The 21,055-nt window shown below is 61.7% G+C and carries 21 protein-coding genes; 3 read left to right on the top strand and 18 right to left on the bottom strand.

From position 1 onward, the window contains the following. Positions 1 to 20: 20 nt before the first annotated feature. The 10 genes from pufL to ABSE61_RS05255 form a co-directional block, all read right to left on the bottom strand. Entirely contained in the window at positions 21 to 857 is an 837-nt protein-coding gene (pufL, locus tag ABSE61_RS05300) for a photosynthetic reaction center subunit L (protein ID WP_423870029.1), read from the bottom strand. 123 nt (positions 858 to 980) lie between these two features. Further along, the gene (pufA, locus tag ABSE61_RS05295) at positions 981 to 1,178 is read right to left on the bottom strand and encodes a light-harvesting antenna LH1, alpha subunit (protein WP_423870028.1); all 198 of its coding nucleotides are present in this window, start codon (positions 1,176 to 1,178) and stop codon (positions 981 to 983) included. A gap of 12 nt (positions 1,179 to 1,190) precedes the next feature. Then, positions 1,191 to 1,406: a light-harvesting antenna LH1, beta subunit gene (pufB, locus tag ABSE61_RS05290; protein WP_423870027.1), complete on the bottom strand. Its 216-nt coding sequence runs from the start codon at positions 1,404 to 1,406 to the stop codon at positions 1,191 to 1,193. 121 nt (positions 1,407 to 1,527) lie between these two features. After that, positions 1,528 to 1,845, bottom strand: a complete 318-nt coding sequence (locus ABSE61_RS05285; RefSeq protein WP_423870026.1) for a hypothetical protein — start codon at positions 1,843 to 1,845, stop codon at positions 1,528 to 1,530. After that, positions 1,842 to 3,293, bottom strand: coding sequence for a chlorophyllide a reductase subunit Z (gene bchZ, locus ABSE61_RS05280; protein WP_423870025.1), 1,452 nt, complete (start codon positions 3,291 to 3,293; stop codon positions 1,842 to 1,844). Before bchZ ends, ABSE61_RS05285 begins: the two co-directional genes overlap by 4 nt. After that, positions 3,293 to 4,900, bottom strand: coding sequence for a chlorophyllide a reductase subunit Y (bchY, locus tag ABSE61_RS05275; protein ID WP_423870024.1), 1,608 nt, complete (start codon positions 4,898 to 4,900; stop codon positions 3,293 to 3,295). The genes bchZ and bchY overlap by 1 nt, the downstream gene beginning before the upstream one ends. 24 nt (positions 4,901 to 4,924) lie before the next feature. Next, complete coding sequence (locus ABSE61_RS05270) at positions 4,925 to 5,920, bottom strand: chlorophyllide a reductase iron protein subunit X (RefSeq protein WP_423870023.1); 996 nt, start codon at positions 5,918 to 5,920, stop codon at positions 4,925 to 4,927. After that, the gene (bchC, locus tag ABSE61_RS05265) at positions 5,917 to 6,858 is read right to left on the bottom strand and encodes a chlorophyll synthesis pathway protein BchC (protein ID WP_423870022.1); all 942 of its coding nucleotides are present in this window, start codon (positions 6,856 to 6,858) and stop codon (positions 5,917 to 5,919) included. Before bchC ends, ABSE61_RS05270 begins: the two co-directional genes overlap by 4 nt. A 74-nt stretch (positions 6,859 to 6,932) precedes the next feature. Then, positions 6,933 to 8,081 carry a methyltransferase gene (locus ABSE61_RS05260; RefSeq protein ID WP_423870158.1) on the bottom strand — a complete coding sequence of 383 codons (1,149 nt, stop codon included), beginning with the start codon at positions 8,079 to 8,081 and terminating at the stop codon, positions 6,933 to 6,935. A 56-nt stretch (positions 8,082 to 8,137) separates the two neighbouring features. Further along, on the bottom strand, positions 8,138 to 9,004 hold the full coding sequence (locus ABSE61_RS05255; protein ID WP_423870021.1) for a polyprenyl synthetase family protein: 867 nt from the start codon (positions 9,002 to 9,004) through the stop codon (positions 8,138 to 8,140). A gap of 94 nt (positions 9,005 to 9,098) precedes the next feature. Between ABSE61_RS05255 and crtD the strand changes: the two genes are divergently transcribed. Both crtD and ABSE61_RS05245 read left to right on the top strand, forming a co-directional pair. Next, positions 9,099 to 10,637, top strand: coding sequence for a 1-hydroxycarotenoid 3,4-desaturase CrtD (gene crtD / locus ABSE61_RS05250; RefSeq protein WP_423870020.1), 1,539 nt, complete (start codon positions 9,099 to 9,101; stop codon positions 10,635 to 10,637). Next, positions 10,592 to 11,497: a carotenoid 1,2-hydratase gene (locus ABSE61_RS05245; RefSeq protein WP_423870019.1), complete on the top strand. Its 906-nt coding sequence runs from the start codon at positions 10,592 to 10,594 to the stop codon at positions 11,495 to 11,497. Before crtD ends, ABSE61_RS05245 begins: the two co-directional genes overlap by 46 nt. A 33-nt stretch (positions 11,498 to 11,530) precedes the next feature. Here the strand turns inward: ABSE61_RS05245 and ABSE61_RS05240 are convergent, their stop codons facing one another. From ABSE61_RS05240 to ABSE61_RS05215, 6 genes are read right to left on the bottom strand one after another with little or no spacing between them, the layout of a single operon-like run. Then, the gene (locus tag ABSE61_RS05240; RefSeq protein ID WP_423870018.1) at positions 11,531 to 11,677 is read right to left on the bottom strand and encodes a hypothetical protein; all 147 of its coding nucleotides are present in this window, start codon (positions 11,675 to 11,677) and stop codon (positions 11,531 to 11,533) included. 4 nt (positions 11,678 to 11,681) lie between these two features. After that, complete coding sequence (gene hemF / locus ABSE61_RS05235) at positions 11,682 to 12,584, bottom strand: oxygen-dependent coproporphyrinogen oxidase (protein WP_423870017.1); 903 nt, start codon at positions 12,582 to 12,584, stop codon at positions 11,682 to 11,684. 10 nt (positions 12,585 to 12,594) lie between these two features. Then, complete coding sequence (locus ABSE61_RS05230) at positions 12,595 to 13,659, bottom strand: phytoene/squalene synthase family protein (RefSeq protein WP_423870016.1); 1,065 nt, start codon at positions 13,657 to 13,659, stop codon at positions 12,595 to 12,597. Further along, on the bottom strand, positions 13,656 to 15,209 hold the full coding sequence (locus ABSE61_RS05225) for a phytoene desaturase (RefSeq protein ID WP_423870015.1): 1,554 nt from the start codon (positions 15,207 to 15,209) through the stop codon (positions 13,656 to 13,658). Before ABSE61_RS05225 ends, ABSE61_RS05230 begins: the two co-directional genes overlap by 4 nt. 57 nt (positions 15,210 to 15,266) lie before the next feature. Next, positions 15,267 to 16,163 (bottom strand): alpha/beta fold hydrolase BchO, encoded by an 897-nt coding sequence (bchO, locus tag ABSE61_RS05220; protein WP_423870014.1) that lies wholly within the window; start codon positions 16,161 to 16,163, stop codon positions 15,267 to 15,269. A 3-nt stretch (positions 16,164 to 16,166) separates the two neighbouring features. Continuing rightward, positions 16,167 to 17,126: an alpha/beta fold hydrolase gene (locus tag ABSE61_RS05215; protein WP_423870013.1), complete on the bottom strand. Its 960-nt coding sequence runs from the start codon at positions 17,124 to 17,126 to the stop codon at positions 16,167 to 16,169. Positions 17,127 to 17,232: 106 nt separating this feature from the next. Here ABSE61_RS05215 and hemE point away from each other — a divergent pair, with 106 nt between their 5' ends. Further along, positions 17,233 to 18,279: a uroporphyrinogen decarboxylase gene (gene hemE, locus ABSE61_RS05210; RefSeq protein WP_423870012.1), complete on the top strand. Its 1,047-nt coding sequence runs from the start codon at positions 17,233 to 17,235 to the stop codon at positions 18,277 to 18,279. A 1-nt stretch (position 18,280) separates the two neighbouring features. On the opposite strand, the gene ABSE61_RS05205 is transcribed toward hemE, so the two are convergent. Together ABSE61_RS05205 and bchI are read right to left on the bottom strand one after the other, a co-directional pair. Further along, positions 18,281 to 20,029: a magnesium chelatase subunit D gene (locus ABSE61_RS05205; protein ID WP_423870011.1), complete on the bottom strand. Its 1,749-nt coding sequence runs from the start codon at positions 20,027 to 20,029 to the stop codon at positions 18,281 to 18,283. Beyond that, positions 20,026 to 21,048, bottom strand: a complete 1,023-nt coding sequence (gene bchI, locus ABSE61_RS05200; RefSeq protein WP_423870010.1) for a magnesium chelatase ATPase subunit I — start codon at positions 21,046 to 21,048, stop codon at positions 20,026 to 20,028. The genes ABSE61_RS05205 and bchI overlap by 4 nt, the downstream gene beginning before the upstream one ends. Positions 21,049 to 21,055: the final 7 nt, after the last annotated feature.

The following is a 21,055-nucleotide window of genomic DNA, read 5'->3' as shown; positions in this document are numbered from 1 at the left end:
TCTCTTTCTGATGACCGGATTTAGTTGGAGGACCAGATCGGGAGATTGCGCCACCAGTTCCACCATTCTGACCAGGCATTGCCTTCCGACCACAACGGCCCACTGATCACGATGCAGATCGCACTGAATGCCACGGCCGAGAGTGCCACGAACAATCCGAGGCGATGGATTCCGATGGTGCCGACTGAATAGCCGATCAAGTCGCGAAAGATCGTGTTCTCATGTTCGGGTGATTTAACCGGCTCGCCTTCGTCCGGATTGGTCGACGACAAGATCAGACCGCCATGCAGCGCCAGCGCCAAACACGTCGTGAAGAAGAACGTGATGGCGATCATGTGGGCAGGGTTGTAGTGAAAATTTCCGTAGGTGTAGCCGGTGTTCGATACCCAATCGAGATGGGTGATGATGCCGTAAGGGAATCCGTAACTCCACGAGCCCATCAACACCGGCCGGATTACCACCAGCGTAAAGTACGCAAAGATCGCGAAGCTGAACGCGAATGGTACGTGATAGCCGATGCCGAGCTTGCGGCAAATTTCGACTTCGCGCAGCGCCCATGAAACGAACGACCCCAAAGCACAGATGGTCACGATCTGCCAGATGCCGCCTTCCTGCAGCGGCGCAAACGACAGGCCGTATTTCGCGTCCGGCGGGTTGACGCTGATCTGCCAGAGATTCCAGGTCGGGCCGAGCGCGGTATTCCACAAGATCATTGCGATCCCGACCAGCGCAAAGAACACCGTCGTCATCCCGAAAAATCCGACATAGAAGGGACCGACCCAGAAGTCGAACAGGTCGCCTCCGATGAGCGTTCCGCCGCGAACGCGGTATTTTCTTTCAAAGCTGAGCATTGCCATCGATCGTTCCTCCGCGTGCGAATCTGGAAATCACCCCATCGTTTGTCAGGTAGCTACCGGAAGCGGACGAGTCCGGCCGCTCGATCCGGCCTCGCCCGTTCCGGTACGCAATTCGTCACGCCATCAGGACGGCATGACGGGTGGTGTGTACGGAAGAATGATCTCTCCCGTCTTCGCTGGAGCCTTGCGGGGACCGTCCAACCAGTTGAACCGGTCGGTCGAGAGCAGAATGAAGTGGATCACGATCGCCAGTCCAAACAGGAACGTGAAGAGCATGACCAACGCACGCCGCGGATCGAACAGAAGCCAAATTCGCCACATGTTTTTCTCTCCTTATGTCAGTAACGAGAGAGAAACACTGGCGAGGTGCTGGATGCCGTCCATCGCCGCTTTGTACCCGCCGGGGCCAGGCAGCCATGGACGCCACATCCAGGCGAGGATGTGAGCCACCACCGCGACAGCCACGAAGAGAAAGAAACTCGTCATGAATATCGTGTGGAATTCCTTGGCTTCTGCTTCGGATAGCCCCGAAATGGAACCGTCCTTCATTTGGTATTCCTCCTAGTAATGGCCTTGCGGCCGTTCGCCGCCCGAGCGTGGGCGACAGCGAATGCCGTATCTCATGAGATGCGGCAGTTTCCGCCCGGCTGCACCGAGCGAAAATTTCCGGTTACAAACCCATGAACGACGAGGCCACCAGCACGCTTGCCGCGGAGCTGGCCTCCCTGAAAATCGACTCACGGCGACCTGACGGATCGAAGGCCGGCGCTTTGCGCCAGGGCATGACCCGCGTGAGGATCGCACGCAGTAGAAACGTGAAGTAGCAGGCGCCAAACAACAGCCGAGACTCGATGTTGCCGCTGGCGACGAACCCTTTTGAACGACGGCCGGTATCGACATAGTCAGACATCGACGTCACCTCCCGATTTTGGTGTTGCGCGTAAAATTGCGGCAGCACCGGAAAAAGATTTGCTTCAGTCGTTCTCATGCTGGCTGCCCATCCATCAGCGCGGCCCGCGCTCTCGTGACAAAATCAGTCGTGACGCGGCCTTCTCCAGCCCTGCGCGCACCACTTTCGGCAGCATCACGCAGACGCTTGGCGGCGGAGATGCGCACCAGCACCGGATGAGATTCCAACACTTCGTCGAGCAGCGCCTTGGCTTCGTCGCTCCAGAGAATTTCCTCGTGCAGCCGCGCAGGCGTTGGATCGACACGATCGAGGTCAGCGGCAAGCGGAAGAATGTTGAACAGTGCGTCGAACAACGCGTTACAAACCTCCTGGACGAGGTAAGTCGCGCCGGAATAGCCCATGAACGGCGTGCCGGTATGACGGCGGATCACCGCACCGGGGAATGACGCAGGCACATAGATCGCTCGACCGCCGGCCTCGGCCAGATACATGCGCTCGTTGTAACTGCCGAAAAGAATCAGCGGCGGCTGTTCACGCACCGCCGATCGCACGGCGTCGTTGTCCGGCTTGACGCCGGCTTTGCGTGCAAAGGAAAACGTGCACGGCAGCCCCATTTCGGCTTCGAGAAAACTGCGAACGCCGCGGGCATAAGTCTCGTTGGCGACGATCGCAAAACTCGCGGTGCCGAAAAAGTCCTGCGTCACCGAACGCCACAGATCCCACAACGGCTTGATCGTGGTGTGCTTCTCGCGTTCAATAAACGGCTCGGGGTCGATACCGAGCAATTCGCCGAGCTTGCGCAGGAATTTGGTCGTCGAATGAAGACCGATCGGGGCCTGCAGATACGGACGCTCCAGCGCCTCGCACAGCATCCGGCCAAATTCCCGGTACATGCAAACATTGACGTCGGCATTCACCAACTTCGGGATGTCAGCCAAGTGGCTGCCGAGCGGGAACACCATGTTGACTTCGGCGCCAATGCCCTCGATCAGCCGGCGAATTTCGGCGAGATCGGACGGCATATTGAAGGTACCGTAGATCGGCCCGATGATGTTGACCCGCGGCTTCACGCCGTCCGCGCGCGGTTTGCGTTCCGGTATCTTCTTGACCCCGTATTCCTTCCAGAGCCAGACGATGGCCCGGTCGGCGCTCTGCCATTGATCCTCGTCGATGGTGCGCGGCAGGAACCGCTTGATGTTGGTCCCCTCCGGCGTCACACCGCCGCCGATCATCTCGGCGATTGACCCGGTGACGACCACCGCCGGCAGATACGGATCGAGCACGCGATGCGCACGTTTCATGGCGCCTTCGGTACCGGTCTGACCGAGTTCTTCTTCTCCGAGCCCCGTGACCACAATCGGCAACTCATGCGGCGGCAGCGCGTCGGTGTAATGCAGCACCGAGGTCACCGGCAGGTTCTCGCAACCGACCGGGCCATCGATGATGACCTGCATGCCCTTCACCGCGGTGAAGGCATAAACCGCGCCCCAGTAGCCGCCTGCGCGATCATGGTCGAGCACAAGCATCAGATCATCTCCTCGGCTTTGCGCTTTTTCGCCTGGGCTTCGATCTGCTTTCGGTACTTCTCGCGGAAGGCCACGTTTTCCTTTGGCGTGTCTTCCCATACGCCCGCGGAATGGCCTTCACCGACGTCGTCAAAAAATTCCCTCATTTCGTCGAAGCGCGACTGATTGCCAAGCGCGGCATTGACGACTTGGGCGAGCGAACCCGCTCCGGCGACGCCGAACAGAGGCCGCGCCGAGATCAGATTGGTGAAGTAAAGCGACGGAATCGCCCTCGCCTTGGCCTTTTGCACCACCGGCGTGGTGCCGATCGCCAGATCCGGCTTGAATTCGTCGACCGCCGCGAGATCCATCTGCAGCGACGCGCGGTATTGGACCCGTGTGCCCCTGGCTTCGAGCCACTCGCGATCGGTATCGGACCACGGCGTGCGCGGGCAGGCAGTCCCGACATAGGGCACGCGCGCGCCGCTCTCGATCAGCAGGCGCGCAACCAACAGCTCCGAGCCTTCATAGCCGGACACCGTAATACACGCGTCGATCGGCTTTGCCGCCAGCGCCGCCTTGATCATCGGCAGGAAGCGGTTCTTGGCGGCGTCGATCTTGTCGCGTCCAACGTTGCAGGCGGTACCGATCGATTCTAGCCAGGCCTCGGTGCCGTCGTGTCCGACCGGCGCAGAGCCAACGATTTTTCGCCCCGCAAGATCGAACTGGCGAAAACTCGCGGTGTAGAAGGGGTGAATGGCCGCAACAACGGAGCAGTCGAGCGCCGCATAGAGCTCACGCCATTCGCGGGTCGGCACTACCGGCCCCGCCGCGAGCCCGAGCGGCTCCAGCATCATGCCGATGCCGACGGGATCGGCGGGAAACATCTCACCTATCAAAGTCACCGTCGGCCGCGCGCTCTTGCCGCCGCGTGGCGCCTGCACCGGCCCCTGCTCGACTTCCTTGCGGGCATATTCGAGCATCGCAGCCGCCAGCACGTCCTTGGCCTCGGCATGGGTAGGCACGCCAAAGCCGGGCACATCGATTCCGATGATGCGCACGCCGTTGATTTCGTCCGGCAACAGGTCGAGCGGCACGCCCGACGCGGTCGGAACGCAGAGATTGGTGATGATGATGGTGTCGTAAAGCGCCGGGTCGGCGAGCTTGAAGACCGCTTCACGGATGTCCTCGAACAGCTTGCCGGTAACCAGCGTTTCCGAGTTGAACGGAACATATCCGACGGTGCGCCGCGCGCCGTAAAAATGCGATGTGAAGGTCAGGCCGTAGACGCAACACGCCGATCCGGAAAGGATCGTTGCGGTGCGGCGCATCCGCAATCCCACGCGCAGCGAGCCGAAAGCAGGACACATGCTTTGCGGCTGGTCGTGCGGCCCCTTGGGGTAATCAGCGGCGTAACGATCGAGAATGTCGCTTTTGCCGGCCGCGCTCGCTGCGGTCTTGAGTTCGGCGGCGCCGGCGTGACACCCTAGGCCGTCGTTTTGGGTTGCGGCGGCGTTGATCGCCGGCGTCGTGGCGGCAACCTCATCAACCGCAACGTCCGCCTCGACAGGCTCATTCACGACAGACTCGGCTATCGCGCCGGCATATCGAGGAAGAATGACGTTCATGTTGCGCTCCGCATCATACTGATCTCACGCGGCGTCGTAGATGACTTCGAGCGACGGCTTGTCGATGACGGACTTGCCGCACATGTCTTCCATCGTCGCGGGTTCCAGCACGACGCCACGGCCCACGACCTCACCCTTGAAAAGGCCAAGCAGGCCGTCTTGCGTCAGCGGCGTCGGGCGCACCGGGGGCGCGAGGCCGACATTCTCGGCAAGCGCTTCGAACAATTGCGACCATTGCCCGCCTGGCAGGCCGATGATCTCGTAGTTGGCGCTCTTTTTGCGGATGTCATCGTCGGCCGGAATCGACGCGAGCACGGGAATGCCGACGGTCTGTGCGAAGGCCGCCGCCTCCCCGCTGCCGTCATCCTTGTTGATGACCATGCCGGCTACGCCGACATTGCCACCGAGCTTGCGGAAATATTCCACCGCCGAACAGACATTGTTGGCAACATAGAGCGACTGCAGGTCGTTCGATCCGACGACGATTACCTTCTGACACATGTCGCGCGCGATCGGCAGGCCGAAACCACCGCACACGACGTCGCCGAGGAAATCGAGCAGCACATAGTCAAAACCCCATTCGTGGAAGCCGAGCTTTTCCAGGAGCTCGAAGCCGTGAATGATACCCCGGCCGCCGCAGCCGCGTCCGACTTCGGGACCGCCAAGCTCCATCGCGAACACACCGTCGCGCTTGAAGCAGACGTCGCCGATCTTTACTTCCTCGCCTGCGAGCTTCTTTTTCGACGATGTTTCGATGATGGTTGGACAGGCGCGACCACCGAACAGCAGCGAGGTGGTATCGCTCTTGGGATCGCAACCGATCAGCAGCACTTTCTTGCCCTGCTGCGCCATCATGTAAGACAGGTTGGCGAGGGTGAAGCTCTTGCCGATACCGCCCTTGCCGTAGATCGCGATGATCTGGGTTTCCTTGGTGACGGGGGTCGTCACCGGGGCATCCGGCTCGATCGCCGCTTCGGCCCGGAGCGCATCTTTCATGTTGATTTGAGGCACGACATTCATGGAAGCGAACTCCAGTCCAGAACCATTTTGAGGCAAGAGGGATTGTTGAAGGCCACACTGTAAGCTTCCGGTGCGGTACTCGCGGGCTGGCGATGGGAGATGAGGCGATCGAGCGACAGGCGCCCGGAATCGATCAGTGCCCTGGTTGCGACAAGATCGGGCGGCTGCCACTCGGCCGCGACGCGCAGACGCGCCTCGCGCATAAAGGCCGGCGGAAAAGCAAACGACAGCCGTTCGCTATAGAATCCGGCAAGCACGATTTCACCGCCCGGCGCGATGCGCCCGATCAGCGAATCGAGCAGGCCCGCATCGCCACTGACGTCGTAGATATTTTTGTAATCGCGGCGGGTGTCATGCTCGGGATCGATGACGCCATAGCCGACCGCGCCACCAGCGCGCGAGGGGTTTTTCTCCCACACCGTCGGAGGTTCGTTACGAACCGCGATCGAGATGCGAGCCAGCAGTCGACCCAGCACGCCATGACCGACAATGCAGTCCGGCGCGGACGCACCTTTCGCGGCAATGGCGTGATAGGCGGTCGCAGCCAGTGCCAGCAATATGCCGCGGTCGCCGAGTTGCTGATCAATAGGCACCACTCGTTTCGCCGGGACCACCAGCCGCGATGCTGATGCACCGAACAGACCGCGCACCTCGCCGAAGCATTTGGCGCCAGGAACGAATACGCGTTGGCCCGGATGAAGTCCGCTGGACGATCCGGCTTCGACCACGCGACCGACTGACTCGTAGCCTGGAACCAGCGGATATCCCATGCCGGGAAATGGCGGCATCCGGCCTGACCATAATAACCGTTCGGTCCCGGTGCTGACGCCGCTCCATTCGACATCAACCACGACGTCGTCGGGGGTTGGAGCGGTCAAGGCAAGCCGGTCGAGCTCAACTTGCTCCGGCTGCTTCAAGACCACCGCGATGGTTTCCATCGCTCACTCCAATTCTGGATATGGAGCTTTACACTCCATTTGTCATGCTAAACTTACATATCGTGGTGTCAAGATTAATTAACAGATTTGTTGTCTGCCCGTGCCGTGATGATGCTCGTCAACAGCGGCATCGAAGTCGGGTGCAATGCGATATCCGAGAAGCCGGAATCCTGGAGCATTTCCTGCAGCCTCTCGAAGGTCCTGGGCCGGCCGCTGCCCATCGCCAGGAGATAAAAGGCAAAATAAGCGTCGCCGATCGCCTCGGTCCCCCTGACGCCCGACATCGGTTCTGCAATCAGCAACGTCCCTTTCCCGGGTAGAACGATGCGGATCGCACGCAGCAGGGTCATCACATCGGCGTCGTCATGGTCGTGGATCACGCGCACCAGCGAAACAATGTCGGCGCCCTCGGGAAGCCGGCTGGTCAGGAAACTGCCGCCGATCGCCACAGCCCGCGAAGCGAGCCCCTCGTTGCGAAACCGCCGGCTGGCCTCGTCCGCCACCGCCGGCAGATCGAACAGCACGCAACGCAATTTGGGGCAACGCGCCGCCACCGCGCTCAGAAACGCGCCATCTCCTCCGCCGACATCGAGCAAGCAGCGATGATGGCTGAACGAATAGGAATGGAGAACTTGTTGTGCGATCATCGGCTGCGACGCCGACATCAGCGCGGTATATGGTGCGATCGCATCATGACCGAGCGCCGCGGGCTTGCCGGCATTCGCGTAGGGCCAGTAGGAGGCAAGCTCGCCTGCTCCGGTTTCGCCGCGCAGCAGCGCCACCGGATCCCTGAGGTCAGCGTACAGCATGGCATGATGTTCGATCATCGCGATGACGCCGGGATTGCCCATCAATGCCGCTCCGAGCGGACCCAACCCATACCGATCGCCGCTGCGGCGTTGCACCAGTTTCAGCGACGTCGCGGCATCGAGCAGCAAGATTGTTGAATCGACCGGTAACGACACTCGCGAGGAAAGCTCAGTCGCGCTGACAGGCCCGTCCGCCAGATGGTCGAACAGCCGGAGGCGCACGCAAGCTAGCAATATCTGTGAGTAGACGAACCCGGCGCAGAGATCGAACAGCGCGGCGGCACGCCGACGCGCAATCGGCCGCAGGAACGCAAAAGTGCTTGAAAACCGCTGGAAAGCGAGATTGCTCAAGATAGAGTCGCGCAAGGCCAACAGCCGATCGTGCAACGACAGAATCTGCGACGCGGGCTTCATATTCTTGCCCGATCGCCCGGTCTCCGCATCACCATGCGTGACCGTCGCCATGATCGCTATGCCGCAAATTGCGCGAGTTTGGCCGGCACCAGGCGCTTGGCTTCCGAGAGCATCAGCGAGCGCAGCTCGGCGCCGTTCGGACACGGCGGCATCGCGTCGATCGCACCACGCACCAGCTCATGCAGCCGATAGAGCGCGCCATCGAGCCCGAGTTCGATCACGGCACTGGGGCGACCTAACGCCAGATCGCGGCCGACCGGCTTGCCGATCTCAACTTCGTCCGCCGCCGCATCACGGATATCGTCGGCCACCTGATAGGCCTCGCCGAGCTTCTCGCCGACCATCCGCCACGGCTCGGCATCAGCGCCGGCAGACGCCGCACCTGCGACCGTCGCGGCCGCAAAAAGCGCTCCGGTTTTGGAGCGGTGATAGTGTGCGAGATCGATCTGTGGCTCGCATTCCCAGGCTTGCCCCGCAACGATGCCCGAGGGCACGCCGACCGATTGCGCGACCGTCAAGGTGAGCGTCGCCAAGCGTTCCGGTGCGCACTGAATCCGGGCCAGCGTCTGAAACGCCAGCACGATCAGCGCATCGCCGGTCAACACTGCGAGCGGCTCGCCGAAAGCCTTGTGAACCGAGGGACGCCCTCGCCGCGTCTCTGCGGCATCGAAGCAAGGCAGATCGTCGTGTACCAGCGAAGCGCAGTGCAGCAGTTCGAGCGCAGCACCGGCAGCCTCAGTCGCAAGCGGATGGTCCTCGCCGCACGCGGCTGCCACGCTGTGACAGAGCCGCGGCCGGACTCTGGCGCCCCGGGGAAACACCGCGTAGCGCATCGCCGCCGCCAGCCGGGGAGGACATCCTGGAACCTCCGCGCGCCCTACCGCTTCGGTCAAAGCGCGTTCGATGCGGCTGGTGACATCCATGGCAGGCTCCCGGGCTGCGCCAACTTATGTCAAGTTGACTTGTCTCGCTTAGTGTAAATAAATATAGACATCTGTCAATCGGCAACGCTCCGACATGCCCAAAGATCGTGTTGTCATCATCGGCGCCGGGGTCGCGGGACTGGTTTCAGCCTTCACGCTGGCGGCACGCGGCCTCGACGTGATCGTGCTTGAGCGTCGCGACGCGCCCGGCGGCAAGATGCGGCAGATTGCGATCGGGCCGGCGCAGATCGACAGCGGTCCAACCGTATTCACCATGCGCTGGGTATTCGACGAGTTGTTTGCCGCGGTGGGCTGGAATCTCTCAGATCACGTCCGCTTGCAGCCGTTGGAAACGCTGGCGCGGCATGCCTGGGACGAAGACTCCCGGCTTGATCTGTTCGCCGACAAAGAACGTACGGTAGATGCAATTGGAGGGTTCGCGGGCGCGGCGGAAGCCGACGGTTATCGCGCCTTCTGCCGCGACACCAAGCGGATCTACGAGATTCTCGAAAAGCCGTTTCTGCGCGCGCCGCAAGCCAGCGTGGCCGGACTGATCAGCGCCGGCGGTTTGCGCGGGCTGATGCGATTGCGACAGATCAAGCCGTTCTCGTCGATGTGGTCGGCGCTGGGGCAATATTTTCGGGATCCACGGTTGCAGCAGTTATTCGGCCGCTACGCCACCTATTGCGGTTCGTCGCCCTATCTGGCGCCCGCAACCCTGATGCTGGTGGCGCACGTCGAACGATCGGGTGTCTGGAGCATCGAGGGGGGCATGCACGCGCTCGCTTCGGCGCTGGCCGACGGCGCGAAATCCTTCGGCGCGACGATCCGCTACGGTCAGGAAGTCAGCGAGATATTGATCGACCGCGGTCGGGCGTGCGGCGCTCGGCTTGCAAATGGCGAACGGATCGAAGCGGACGCCATGATTGTGAACGCCGATGTGGCGGCGGTCGCCAGCGGCTTGTTCGGCGTCAATGCGCGCCGTGGCGCCGCCGTCGTTTCACAGCGCACCCGCTCGCTGTCAGCGGTGACGTGGAGTATCGTCGCAAGGACCAACGGCTTCCCGCTCAGCCTGCATAACGTGTTTTTCTCTCGTAACTACCAAGCCGAATTCGACGACATCTTCCGCAGCGACGCACTGCCGAACGAGCCGACAGTTTATGTCTGCGCGCAGGGTCGCTGCGGCGTAGAGCCGAGTCATGGCTGCGAGGAGCCGCTTCTGATCCTCGTCAATGCGCCGGCGAATGGTGACCGGCATTCCTACGAAGCAGCAGAGGTGGAACAATGCGCCCAGCGGACATTCCGGACGTTGGAACGGTGCGGCCTCCACATTCAACGGCGGCCGGAAACGACTCATGTCACGACGCCGGCGGCTTTCGACAAGCTGTTTCCGGCGACGGGCGGCGCGCTCTACGGCCGCAGCTCTCACGGATGGACAGCGTCGTTTCAACGGCCGGGAGCGCGAACAAAAATACCGGGACTGTATCTGGCGGGGGGCAGCACGCATCCGGGCCCGGGCGTACCGATGGCGGCGTTGTCGGGTCGCTCGGCGGCCTCGAGTCTGCTCGCGGACCTGACTTCGCGAGGGTGGTCCACCCCAACGGCTATGCGTGGTGGTATATCGACGCGCTGAGCGACGACGGCCAAAACGGTATCACCATCATTGCCTTCATCGGCAGCGTGTTTTCGCCCTATTACGCGCGCGCGCGACGCAAAGGCGTTGCCGATCCGCTCAACCATTGCGCGGTCAATGTGGCGATCTATCGCAAACAAGGAGGTTGCTGGACCATGACCGAGCGGCCGCGTGTTGCGGTCAGCCGAACGGCGAACTCGTTCACCATCGGCCCAAGCCGACTGTCCTGGGACGGCAAGTCGCTGATCATACGTCTCAACGAAATTTCCGTGCCCATTCCTGGCCGCGTCAGTGGCACCGTACGCGTGGTGCCGACCGCCATCACACGAAAGTATTTTTCACTGAACGAAGACGGCAATCATTGGTGGTGGCCGATCGCGCCATGCGCACGGGTTCAGGTCGCACTCGACCACCCGCATCTGCGTTGGCAAGGCGACGGCTATTTCGACATGAACAGCGGCGATGATCCGCTCGAGCAGGGTTTCAGCGACTGGCAATGGTCGCGCGGCGCCATGCAAGACGGCACGGCGATACTTTATGAAGCCCGGCGCCGTGATGGCAGCCGCTTCGATCTCGCCGTCAAATTCGATCCGCAAGGCCGAATGGAGGTCTTCGCGCCGCCGCCCGCAGCGCCACTAAAGCGCACGGGGTGGAAGGTCGTGCGAAGCGTCCGCAGCGACGGCGAGGCGCGCCTTGTCCGGACGCTGGAAAATGCGCCGTTCTATGCCCGCTCGGTCGTCTCGGCCAAACTGCTCGGCGAACCCGTCACCTTGATGCACGAAAGCCTGTCGCTCGATCGGTTCAAGATGCCGATCGTGCAGGCGATGTTGCCGTTCCGGATGCCGAGGGCGCGTAAGTAGAGCCTGCTCATCGCGATGGAGGACGATGGCTCCTCAAGACGAAGGCGTCAGGTCTTGCTGCTTCGCGCGCTCGGCTTCCTTCTTCCGGTCCAGCCGCCTGCCGACCAGTTCAAGAACACCCCAGCACAAGGCGAACAGCGCGACGACAAAGAATTCGATAAAGCCAAGATAGTTTTCCATGACCCTACGACCAACTCACCAACGGTGGCATCGAGCTCAGGATGGTCTCGATATTCCCGCCGGTCTGTAGTCCGAACATGGTGCCGCGGTCGTAGAGCAGATTGAACTCGACATAGAGTCCGCGGCAGTCAAGTTGCTGGGCACGCTCGGCCTCGGTCCACGGCTCCATCATGCGCCCGCGCACGATCCTGGGATAGACATCGAGCAGCGCTAGCCCGACCTCGCGCGTGAAGGCAAAATCCTTCGCAAAATCGCCGCTGTTGAGATGATCGTAAAAGATGCCGCCGACACCACGCGCCTGGCCCCGATGCGGCAGGAAGAAATATGTATCGGCCCACGCCTTGAATTTTTCGTAGTAGGCCGACTGGTGCAGTTCGCAGGCATGGCGCATCGCGGCATGGAAAGTCACGGCATCGGGCGCATCCTGGTGGCGTTGCTCGGGCAGCATCGGTGTCAGATCGGCGCCGCCGCCGAACCAGCCTTGCGCGGTCGACAAGAACCGCGTGTTCATATGCACCGTCGGCACGCGCGGGCTGCGCGGGTGTATGATCAGGCTGATACTGGTTGAGAAGTAATCGAGTTGTTTGCCGTCTCCCGGCAGCGTCTTCGCCATCTCCGGCGTCAGCCTTCCGTTCGCCGACGAGGTGTGCACGCCGATTTTCTCAAACAGCCTGCCACCGCTGAGAAAACCACCCGTGCCGCCGCCGCTGCCGGTGGCTCGTTTCCAGGGCTTATAGGTGAACGCCGCGGGTTCGCCGGGAAACAGATCGTCCGGCGCCTCGCGCTCCAGCGTCTCGACTTCGACGCAGATCTGGTCGCGAAGCGATTCGAACCAGATTTTTGCCTCAGCGCGCCGCGCTTCCGCGAGGTCCGTCGTGTCTTTGCTGATGGTTTCAGTAACGGACATCTCAATTGCTTTAACGGAACGATCCGGTGCGCTGAAGCTGGTCACGGCGCTCCAGACGCGCGAACAGGTCGATGACCCAGACCACGCGATCCTCGATCGGGCGCGGCCGCTGCTTCTGTGGCTGTAGCGCTTCGCGTAACGGCGTCGCCGCGACGGCCTCAACCAGAAATCGGGTTTCGTCCAGTTGCGCGGCCGGGCCAAGTCGACGGGCCGGCGCCCATTCCGTCTCCAGCAGGATCAGCATACGCGCCAGCACCGCTAACTTGCGATTGGCAGACACGACTGCACGTCTCGATATCGAATCACGGCCGTTGCGTTCCAGTTCGCGGCCGATCTCGGCATAAAGCGCACGCGCCGCGTAGATGCCGGGCCGACAGGCAAGCGGCAAATGCGCAATGCCAAGCGAGGCGTGGCCGTACAGGGCATCCGCTGAATCGAGCAGCCGTTGTACGATCTTAGCGATCGCCGGGGCGAAGACCGGCTTTGCCAGCCATGCATCCGGATCAATGCCGGCTTCGCTCAGCCACTGAAGCGGTAAGTACAACCGTCCAGCCCGCGCGTCTTCGCCGACATCCCGGGCGATATTGGTGAGCTGCATGGCCACGCCTAGATCACAGGCGCGCGCCACGATATCAGGGGAACGTTGTCCCATCACCAGCGTCATCATCGCGCCGACGCTTCCCGCGACCCGTGCCGCATAGGCATTGAGATCCTGCAAAGTCTCATAACGGCGGACCTCCGCATCCCAGAGCAAGCCTTGCAACAGGGCCTCCGGCAGCTCGCGGGGGATAGAAAAACTTGCAACGACATCCGCAAACAACCGGTCGGCGGCCAGATTTATCGGTTGGCCGCGATAAGCGCGGTCGAGCCGATCCTGCAATCGCACTACCGCCGCGCCGCGATCGTTGCCCAGATCCACCGCGTCGTCAGCCAGACGGCAGAACGCATAAAGGGCAATGGCGGGATCGGCGACCTTTCGCGGCAATACTTTCGAAGCGGCATGGAAGGTGCGCGACCCGCCCTTCAGCAAAGCGCGGCAGGCGGCCATGTCGGTCGGATCGAGTCGTATCGTCATGTCGCCACCAAATCCGGAGTTGTCGGATGTCGAACGTCGGGAACCAGCGAATCCAGCACACGCGCGGATGAGAGCACGCCGGGCAAGCCCGCACCGGGATGGGTGCCGGCGCCGACAAGATATAGATTGGCAATGTCTTCGCTCTGGTTATGGGGACGGAACCAGGCGCTTTGCGTCAGGATAGGCTCGAGCCCAAACGCCGCGCCGCGGAACGATGACAGCCGGTCCTGGAAATCCTGCGGTGTTAACATGCGCGAGCTTACGATCTGATTTTCAAGATCCGGCAGCATGGTCCTGGAGAGCTCACGCGCAATCGCGCGCCGGTATTTCTCGGCCGTCACGCTCCAGTCGGTACCGCTTTGCAGGTGTGGCACTGGCGATAGCACATAAAATGAATCGCAGCCCTCGGGCGCGAGCGAGCGATCGGTCGCGGTCGGGCGATGCAGATACAGACTGAAATCATCCGCCAGAATCTTGCGCTCGAAGATGTCCTTCAGCAATTCCTTGTAGCGCGGCCCCAGCAAGATGGTGTGGTGCGGCACGTCATCATATTTGCGGCGCGTGCCAAAATACCAGACGAACAGACTCATCGAGTAGCGGGCGCGCTCAATGCGTTTATTGCTCCAACGGGAACGCACGGATGACGGAAGTAGATGACGATAGGTCCACGCCGAATCGGCATTGGACACGACGATATCGGCCGCGACCGATCGGCCGGACGCAAGCCGAACGCCGTGGGCAGCTCGATCTGAAACGATGATCTCGCGGACTTCTTCGCCGCAACGAACTTTGCCGCCTTGGCCCTCGATCAGCTTGACCAATCCTTCGACCAGCCGTCCCGTACCGCCCAGCGCAAAATGTACGCCCCAGCGCCGCTCGAGAAACGCGATCAGGCAATAAATCGAACTGGCGGTAAACGGATTGCCGCCGATCAACAGCGGATGGAAGCTGAACACCACGCGCAGCCGCGGATCGCGAAAAAAATTCGATACCAGACCGTAGACGCTGCGATAGCTCGACAACCGGAGCATTTCCGGCGCGATCTTCGCCATGTCCGTCCATTTGCTGAAAGGCACGTCGCCGAGCTGCTCGAAGCCGACCTTGAAGATGTCCTCGCTTGCTTGCATGTAGGCGTCGTAGCCGCCGACGTCCTGAGGGGAAAACCGCGCGATCTCCGCGCGCATCGCGCTGGCGTCACCAGAGTAGTCGAAATGCGAACCGCCCTGAAAGCGAATACGATAGAACGGCGACACCGGCACCAGCGTCACATCGTCGGACATCTTGCGTCCGCACAACTTCCACAATTCCTCGAAAAGAAACGGCGCGGTGACGATCGTCGGCCCGGCATCGAAGGTGAAGCCATCCTGGCGGTAGACATAAGCACGGCCACCGGGCGCATCGAGTTTTTCCAGAACGGTGACGCGATAGCCTTTGGCGCCAAGTCGCACAGCGGCGGCCAGTCCGCCGAAGCCGCTGCCGATCACCACCGCATGCGGCTGGCGATCATTCGGCTTTGCCGTCGTTGATCTGATCGGACCTGGATCGAGCATGGGCGACACTGTAATTATTTATTGACAGCTGCCTAGTCCATCGTTGTACATTTCGATTTACAGATTTTGCGCCGCTTGCCCGGCCGTGATTGCGCGCGTGTATCTGAGGATCAGATCCGCGATCAATTGCGGCTGTTCTTCGTGCGCCAGGTGGCCGAGGGCCGGCACGCGCTCGATGATCGCTTCCGGCAAAATCTCCCGAACCTGTTTCGCAACGGTGGGCGATATCGACCGGTCGTTCGCGGCCGCCACCAGCACCAGAGCTGTCGCCAATCGCGGCAGATCATGCAACAGAGGTTCAAGCTTCCAGTTCGCCATCATGCGTAGCGCAGCGGCGACATGCGAGGGACTGGACACCAGCTTGCGATAGAGCGCGATACCTCGATCGTCGATGCTCGAACCGGTATTCGCGATCAGTCGCTCGACCGCATTGGGGGTCGAGGCCTGCCACGCGAACACGCGTGGAACCACTAGATTAAGCACCAGCAATTTCGCCAGCGGCGACAGCAGTTGGCTGGCAGCGCCGCCAAATGGCATGAAGGCGCCGTTGAGACTTACCAGCAGCCGTGGCGTGATTTGACCATCGAGGCACATGCGCGCCAGGATCGCTGCGCCCGCAGAATGTCCCACCGCAACCTCCGGCTTCACGCCGATCGCAACAAGAAGCCGGCTTAGGTCAGTTGCCATGTCTGGCAGCGACAAGCGATGCGACGGTGGCGATTGCGTGAAGCCGTGCCCGGGCAAGTCAGGTGCGATCACGTCGAAATGCTGCGCCAGCAACGGCAACAGCCCGCGCCATGAGTGCGTGGCGGCGCCCGTGCCGTGAATCAGAAGCAGCGGCGTTCCCTCTCCCATCCGCTGCACGTGCCATCGTATTCCGGCAGCCTCGACGAACGTGCTGGCATTGCGGTTGGGCCAGCCTGAGCCGTCCCTGCTCCAGACGAGGTCGGACATTATTCACGCTGGCGACGGCGACGAAACGCCCGCGAGGAAGGCATCGTAAGCCATGATGAACGCCTCCTTGGCTTCGAAATGCGGCATCGCGCCGGTGGGAAATATCTGGATGGTCCAGTTGGCCCGACCCTGAACCTGAGTCTTGTTCGAGTAGTCGACAAAATCTCCGCGGACGCCATGGCTCATCCAGACCGGCAAGGTCAATGAATGGTAGATCCTGGAGATACCCTCACTGAACAAAAATCCGGAGACGAAATAATACGGCGCATACCGGGCACCGGGTTGGTGCGTGGTCAGATAGTCATATTCGAGCAGGCCCTCGTCGATATTGCGCGAGCCCCAGGTCTTGTTCAGGAAATAACGGATTCCGGCGCGGCTGGTAAGAAGCCGAAACAAGCCCTCGCTCCAAAGCGGAAATTCCAGAAAGGCATGTAACCACGGCATGCCGCGCGTACCGTCGCGCCATTTCGTGGTCGCATCCCGGCTACGAAAGCCGGTCGGGCTGACCAGCGCAAGGCTGCGGAACGCCAGCGGCAGTTCGGTCACGGCGCGGGCGAGAAATTCGGACGACAGCGAAACCGCCAACGCGTCGATCGGACCGCGACCATGTACATTCTGAATTTCGCGCACCGCGATCAGGATCGCATCGGTCATCATCCGCACGCTGTATTTGCGCTTGGACCGATCGGAGTGACCGAAGCCGGGAAGCTCCAGCGCATAGACAGTTCGGCTCTGACGATAGTGTTCATAGAGCGGACAGATTTCATAGGCAGAGCCCGCCGCGTTGATGCTGTGAATCAACAACAACGGAGGCCATCTGCTTTCAGTCTGGGGGCCGGCCGAATAATACGTTAACCGGCCGATCGCGCTCGCAATCTCATGCCGCTGACCAGACACCGGCGCGGGAAGTTCGCCGGCATCTTGCAATGCAACGCGGTTGGCGGTTGAGACAGCAGCATTCATCGTCTGGCTCTTTTCAAACGCAACCCAAATCCCGCCTTGGCCAAGACCGTACCACCGGTGTATCACAAACGACAATGATACTTGTCACAGGTAATGGAAACAACGCTTGACACAGAATCCGATCGTTAAACCCCTTGTCGAGGTGCTCTCTGGCCGGCGCCAGTTAGTGCCGCCGCTCTGGATGATGCGCCAGGCCGGCCGCTATTTGCCGGAGTATCGCGAGGTCCGCGCCAAGGCCGGCGGTTTCCTCGATCTCTGCTTCACGCCTGAACTCGCCGCCGAAGTGACGTTGCAGCCGATCCGGCGCTTCAACTTCGATGCCGCGATCATCTTTTCGGACATTCTGGTCATCCCTTACGCGCTCGGCCGTTCCGTGAGGTTCGAGGTTGGCGAAGGCCCGCGGCTCGACCCGCTGGATACGCCCGACAAGGTCGCAACGCTCGCAGCCGCGGCCGATTTCTCCAAACTTGAACCGGTGTTCGAGGCTCTGCGCCGGGTGCGGAGCGAACTCGATCCGAAGATTGCATTGATCGGATTCTGCGGCGCGCCATGGACGGTCGCGACGTACATGGTGGCCGGACAAGGCACGCCGGATCAAGCCCCCGCACGGATGATAGCGTATCGCCATCCCGAGGCCTTTTCGAAGATCATCGATGCCGTCGTTGAAAATTCGATCGTTTATTTGCTTGGTCAACTCAAGGCCGGCGCCGACGTATTGCAGATCTTCGACACCTGGGCCGGCGTGCTGCCACCGCGCGAATTTGAACGCTGGTCGATCGAACCGACCAAACGCATCGTCGAAGGCGTACGCAAGCAAGCGCCGGGCGCCAAGATCATCGGCTTTCCGCGTGGGGCCGGCGCGTTGTTGCCGTCCTATGTCGAAGCAACAGGCGTCAATGCCGTCAGCATCGATTGGGCCACCGAGCCGTCTCTGATCCGCGAGAAAGTCCAAAACCGCGTCGTGGTACAGGGCAATCTCGATCCGCTGGTGTTAATCGCAGGCGGCGCGGCGCTCGATCAATCGATCGACGACGTTCTGTCGAATTACGCCGATGGCAGGCTAATCTTCAATCTCGGCCACGGCATCCAACCGGAGACTCCTATCGCGCATGTCGAGCAAATGGTACGGCGCGTGAGAGCCTACGGCGGTTGAGTTAGCTAACGCTCGCCAGAACTGCCTTCGACAAGGTGGTTGCGTCGGCATGCGGGAGCGGCAGATAGCGCGCGCCCATCTCGGAAGCGAGCTGCGCGCCCGAAGGTCCGGGACGCGGTGAGGTGTCGACCAGTACAATGCTGATTTCGGCGGCACGTAGTGCGCGCGCCGCGCTCATCGCGTCTTCCTCCGCACGCGGCCGTCCTTGCGCGCTATCGCGCGCGATGTTGGCTCTGCCGTCAGTGAGCACGATGACCGTCGGCGTCTGCCCTTTTCGCCGAATAAGGTCCGCGAGCGCGAAGGCAGCATCAAGCCCCGCCGCCAAAGGCGTGCCGCCACCGCCGGGCAATCCGGCAAGGCTTCGCTTCGCGCGCGCCAGCGAGCGCGTCGGCGGGAGCAGCAGTTCCGCGGTAACGCCACGAAAGGCGATCAGCGCGACCTGGTCGCGACGGATATAACAATCGGCCAGCAGCAACTCGACCGCGCCTTTGGCTTCCGCCAACCGGTGCAACGCTGCTGAGCCGGACGCATCGAGCACGAAAATTGTCGTAGTTTCCGTACGCTGCTTAAATCGCGTAATACGGAAATCATCTTTGCGAATCAGGATGCGGGGCCGACCCTTCTCGTTGGACACAATGGCTTCGCGCCGCCGCAAGGGTTGCCACGGCGCGGCCGCGCGCAGGGTCTCGATCACATTGAGCTTTGCGCCCGAGCGCAACTCGCCGCACAGAACTCCGCTTGGGCGTCCGCGACGGTTGGATTTTTGTAGCGCGCCCGCCTTGCCCGAGGTGCGGCTGCGCGTCCGCACCGATGACCCGCGCAACGCCGCAAGCACATCCGGCGGCAGCGCCGCTTGAACGGCGGCAAGAATAATCTCCTCAAGCGCGGTATCGGGATTTTCCTTCTCGGCACCATCGTCGCCGGGTGTAGGATCCGACGGTTGTTCCGGCTGCAGGTCCGGCTGACCCTGATCATGCTCTTGTGGAAAGACCAGCGCCCGCGGCGCCAGCACCAGCCGCGCGGCAAGCGCGATGTCGTCTGGCTCGATCGCGTCATGTGCCGCAAGGGCCGCGCTGGTGCACGCAACCCGGATTGCCAGTAGGGGTGCGCGCAAGGATACGATGCCAAGCGCCGCAGCCGCCACACAAAGTGCCCCGACCTGCTGCGCATCGGCCTTCAAGGTCTGAAGTCTCCCTCGCGCAGACACAATCTCCTGCGCATCGATAAAGATCTCGTCAGCGTCCCTCACCGAGATGTTGTTGAGGTCGAGATGAAACCCCAAACGATCGCACAACGCCGCCGGCGCGAACTCATCTTCCAGTCCTTCATCAAGGGCGATCACGCCGAAACGCGCCGACATCCGCAGCGAAAGCCCATCGCGTTCCACGAGGGTCTCACGCGCATCGATCGCCGAGGTGACGTGCACGGTGGTCGCCGAAGACAGCCGCTCGGCCATCGCAAGGACGAGCACATTTCCGTCGGCTTCAGCGAGAAGACCCATTTCGGCGACAGGCTTTCCCGCCAGCAAGGTCGCGTTGAGATCAAGGCCGCCAAGCAAGCGTCCATCCGCGATGTGCAGCGGGACGTGTTTCATTTGCGACGGGGCCAGCGCCGAGCGCAGCATCGCCAGCCAGCGCTCTCTTACCGGTCCCGCACGTGACCGGACCAGAACTCCGCCGGTGCCGATGGGATCGACGGCGAACAATTGCGCCGCGATCACCGCCTCGGACCAGACGGACGCGGCGATCATCCCAATACTTCCGAAATGGCGCGATCCACGCGCACGCTGGAACCTACATCGTCGAGCGGATTGCGTCGCAAGCGATGACGTAACGCAGATGGCGCGATCCGGCGCAAATGCTCGTCACCGACGGCCTTGGCACTTTCCAACGCCGCCAACGCGCGGGCGGCGCGCATCAACGTCAATTCGCCGCGCAAACCGTCGGTTCCTAGTGCCACGCAAAGCTTTGCAGCTCTTTCAAGCACCGCGTTCGAGACGGCGACCGAGGGCAAGCGCTCGCGGGCCGAGGTGATCTTCTTGCGCTGCTTGGTTTCTTCCTTGGCCCAGACCGCCGCAAACGCGGCCATATCGCGCTCGAATTCGTCCCGGCGGCGGACAATCTCGATGCGGCTTGGAAGATCGACCGGCGTTTTCACTTCGACCGACATACCGAAGCGATCCAGCAATTGAGGACGTAACTCGCCCTCCTCGGGATTACCGGTGCCGACCAGCACGAACCGGGCGGGATGGCGGATGCTCAGGCCTTCGCGTTCGACGACATTTTCACCGGATGCGGCGACATCGAGCAGAAGATCGACCAGATGATCCTCGAGCAAATTAGCCTCGTCGATGTAGAGAAAGCCCCGATGCGCTCGCGCGAGTAGCCCAGGCTCGAACGCCTTTTCTCCGCGCGCGAGTGCTCGCTCAAGATCGAGCGCGCCGACCACGCGATCTTCAGTCGCCCCGAGCGGCAGATCGACGACCGGCACAGGCGCTTGCGCGGATTTCAGCACCCCCTTGGCCGCGCGAACACGGCAGTCGTCGCAAAATTCGGCTGGCCGGTCCGGATCGCAGTTGTAGCGGCAGCCGGCGACGACCTTCATTTTCGGTAATAACGCCGCGAGCGCGCGAACCGCGGTAGACTTTCCCGAGCCGCGATCGCCGAAGGCGAGGACGCCGCCGACCTTCGGATCGACCGCCGCGATCAGGAGCGCGAGTTTCATCTCGTCCTGTCCGACAATCGCAGAAAATGGAAAGGCTGCTGCCATACTATGC

Origin of the sequence: Bradyrhizobium sp., assembly GCF_049519115.1 — a bacterium.
Classification (GTDB): Bacteria; Pseudomonadota; Alphaproteobacteria; order Rhizobiales; family Xanthobacteraceae; genus Bradyrhizobium.
This window is presented reverse-complemented; position numbering and strand designations above follow the sequence as displayed.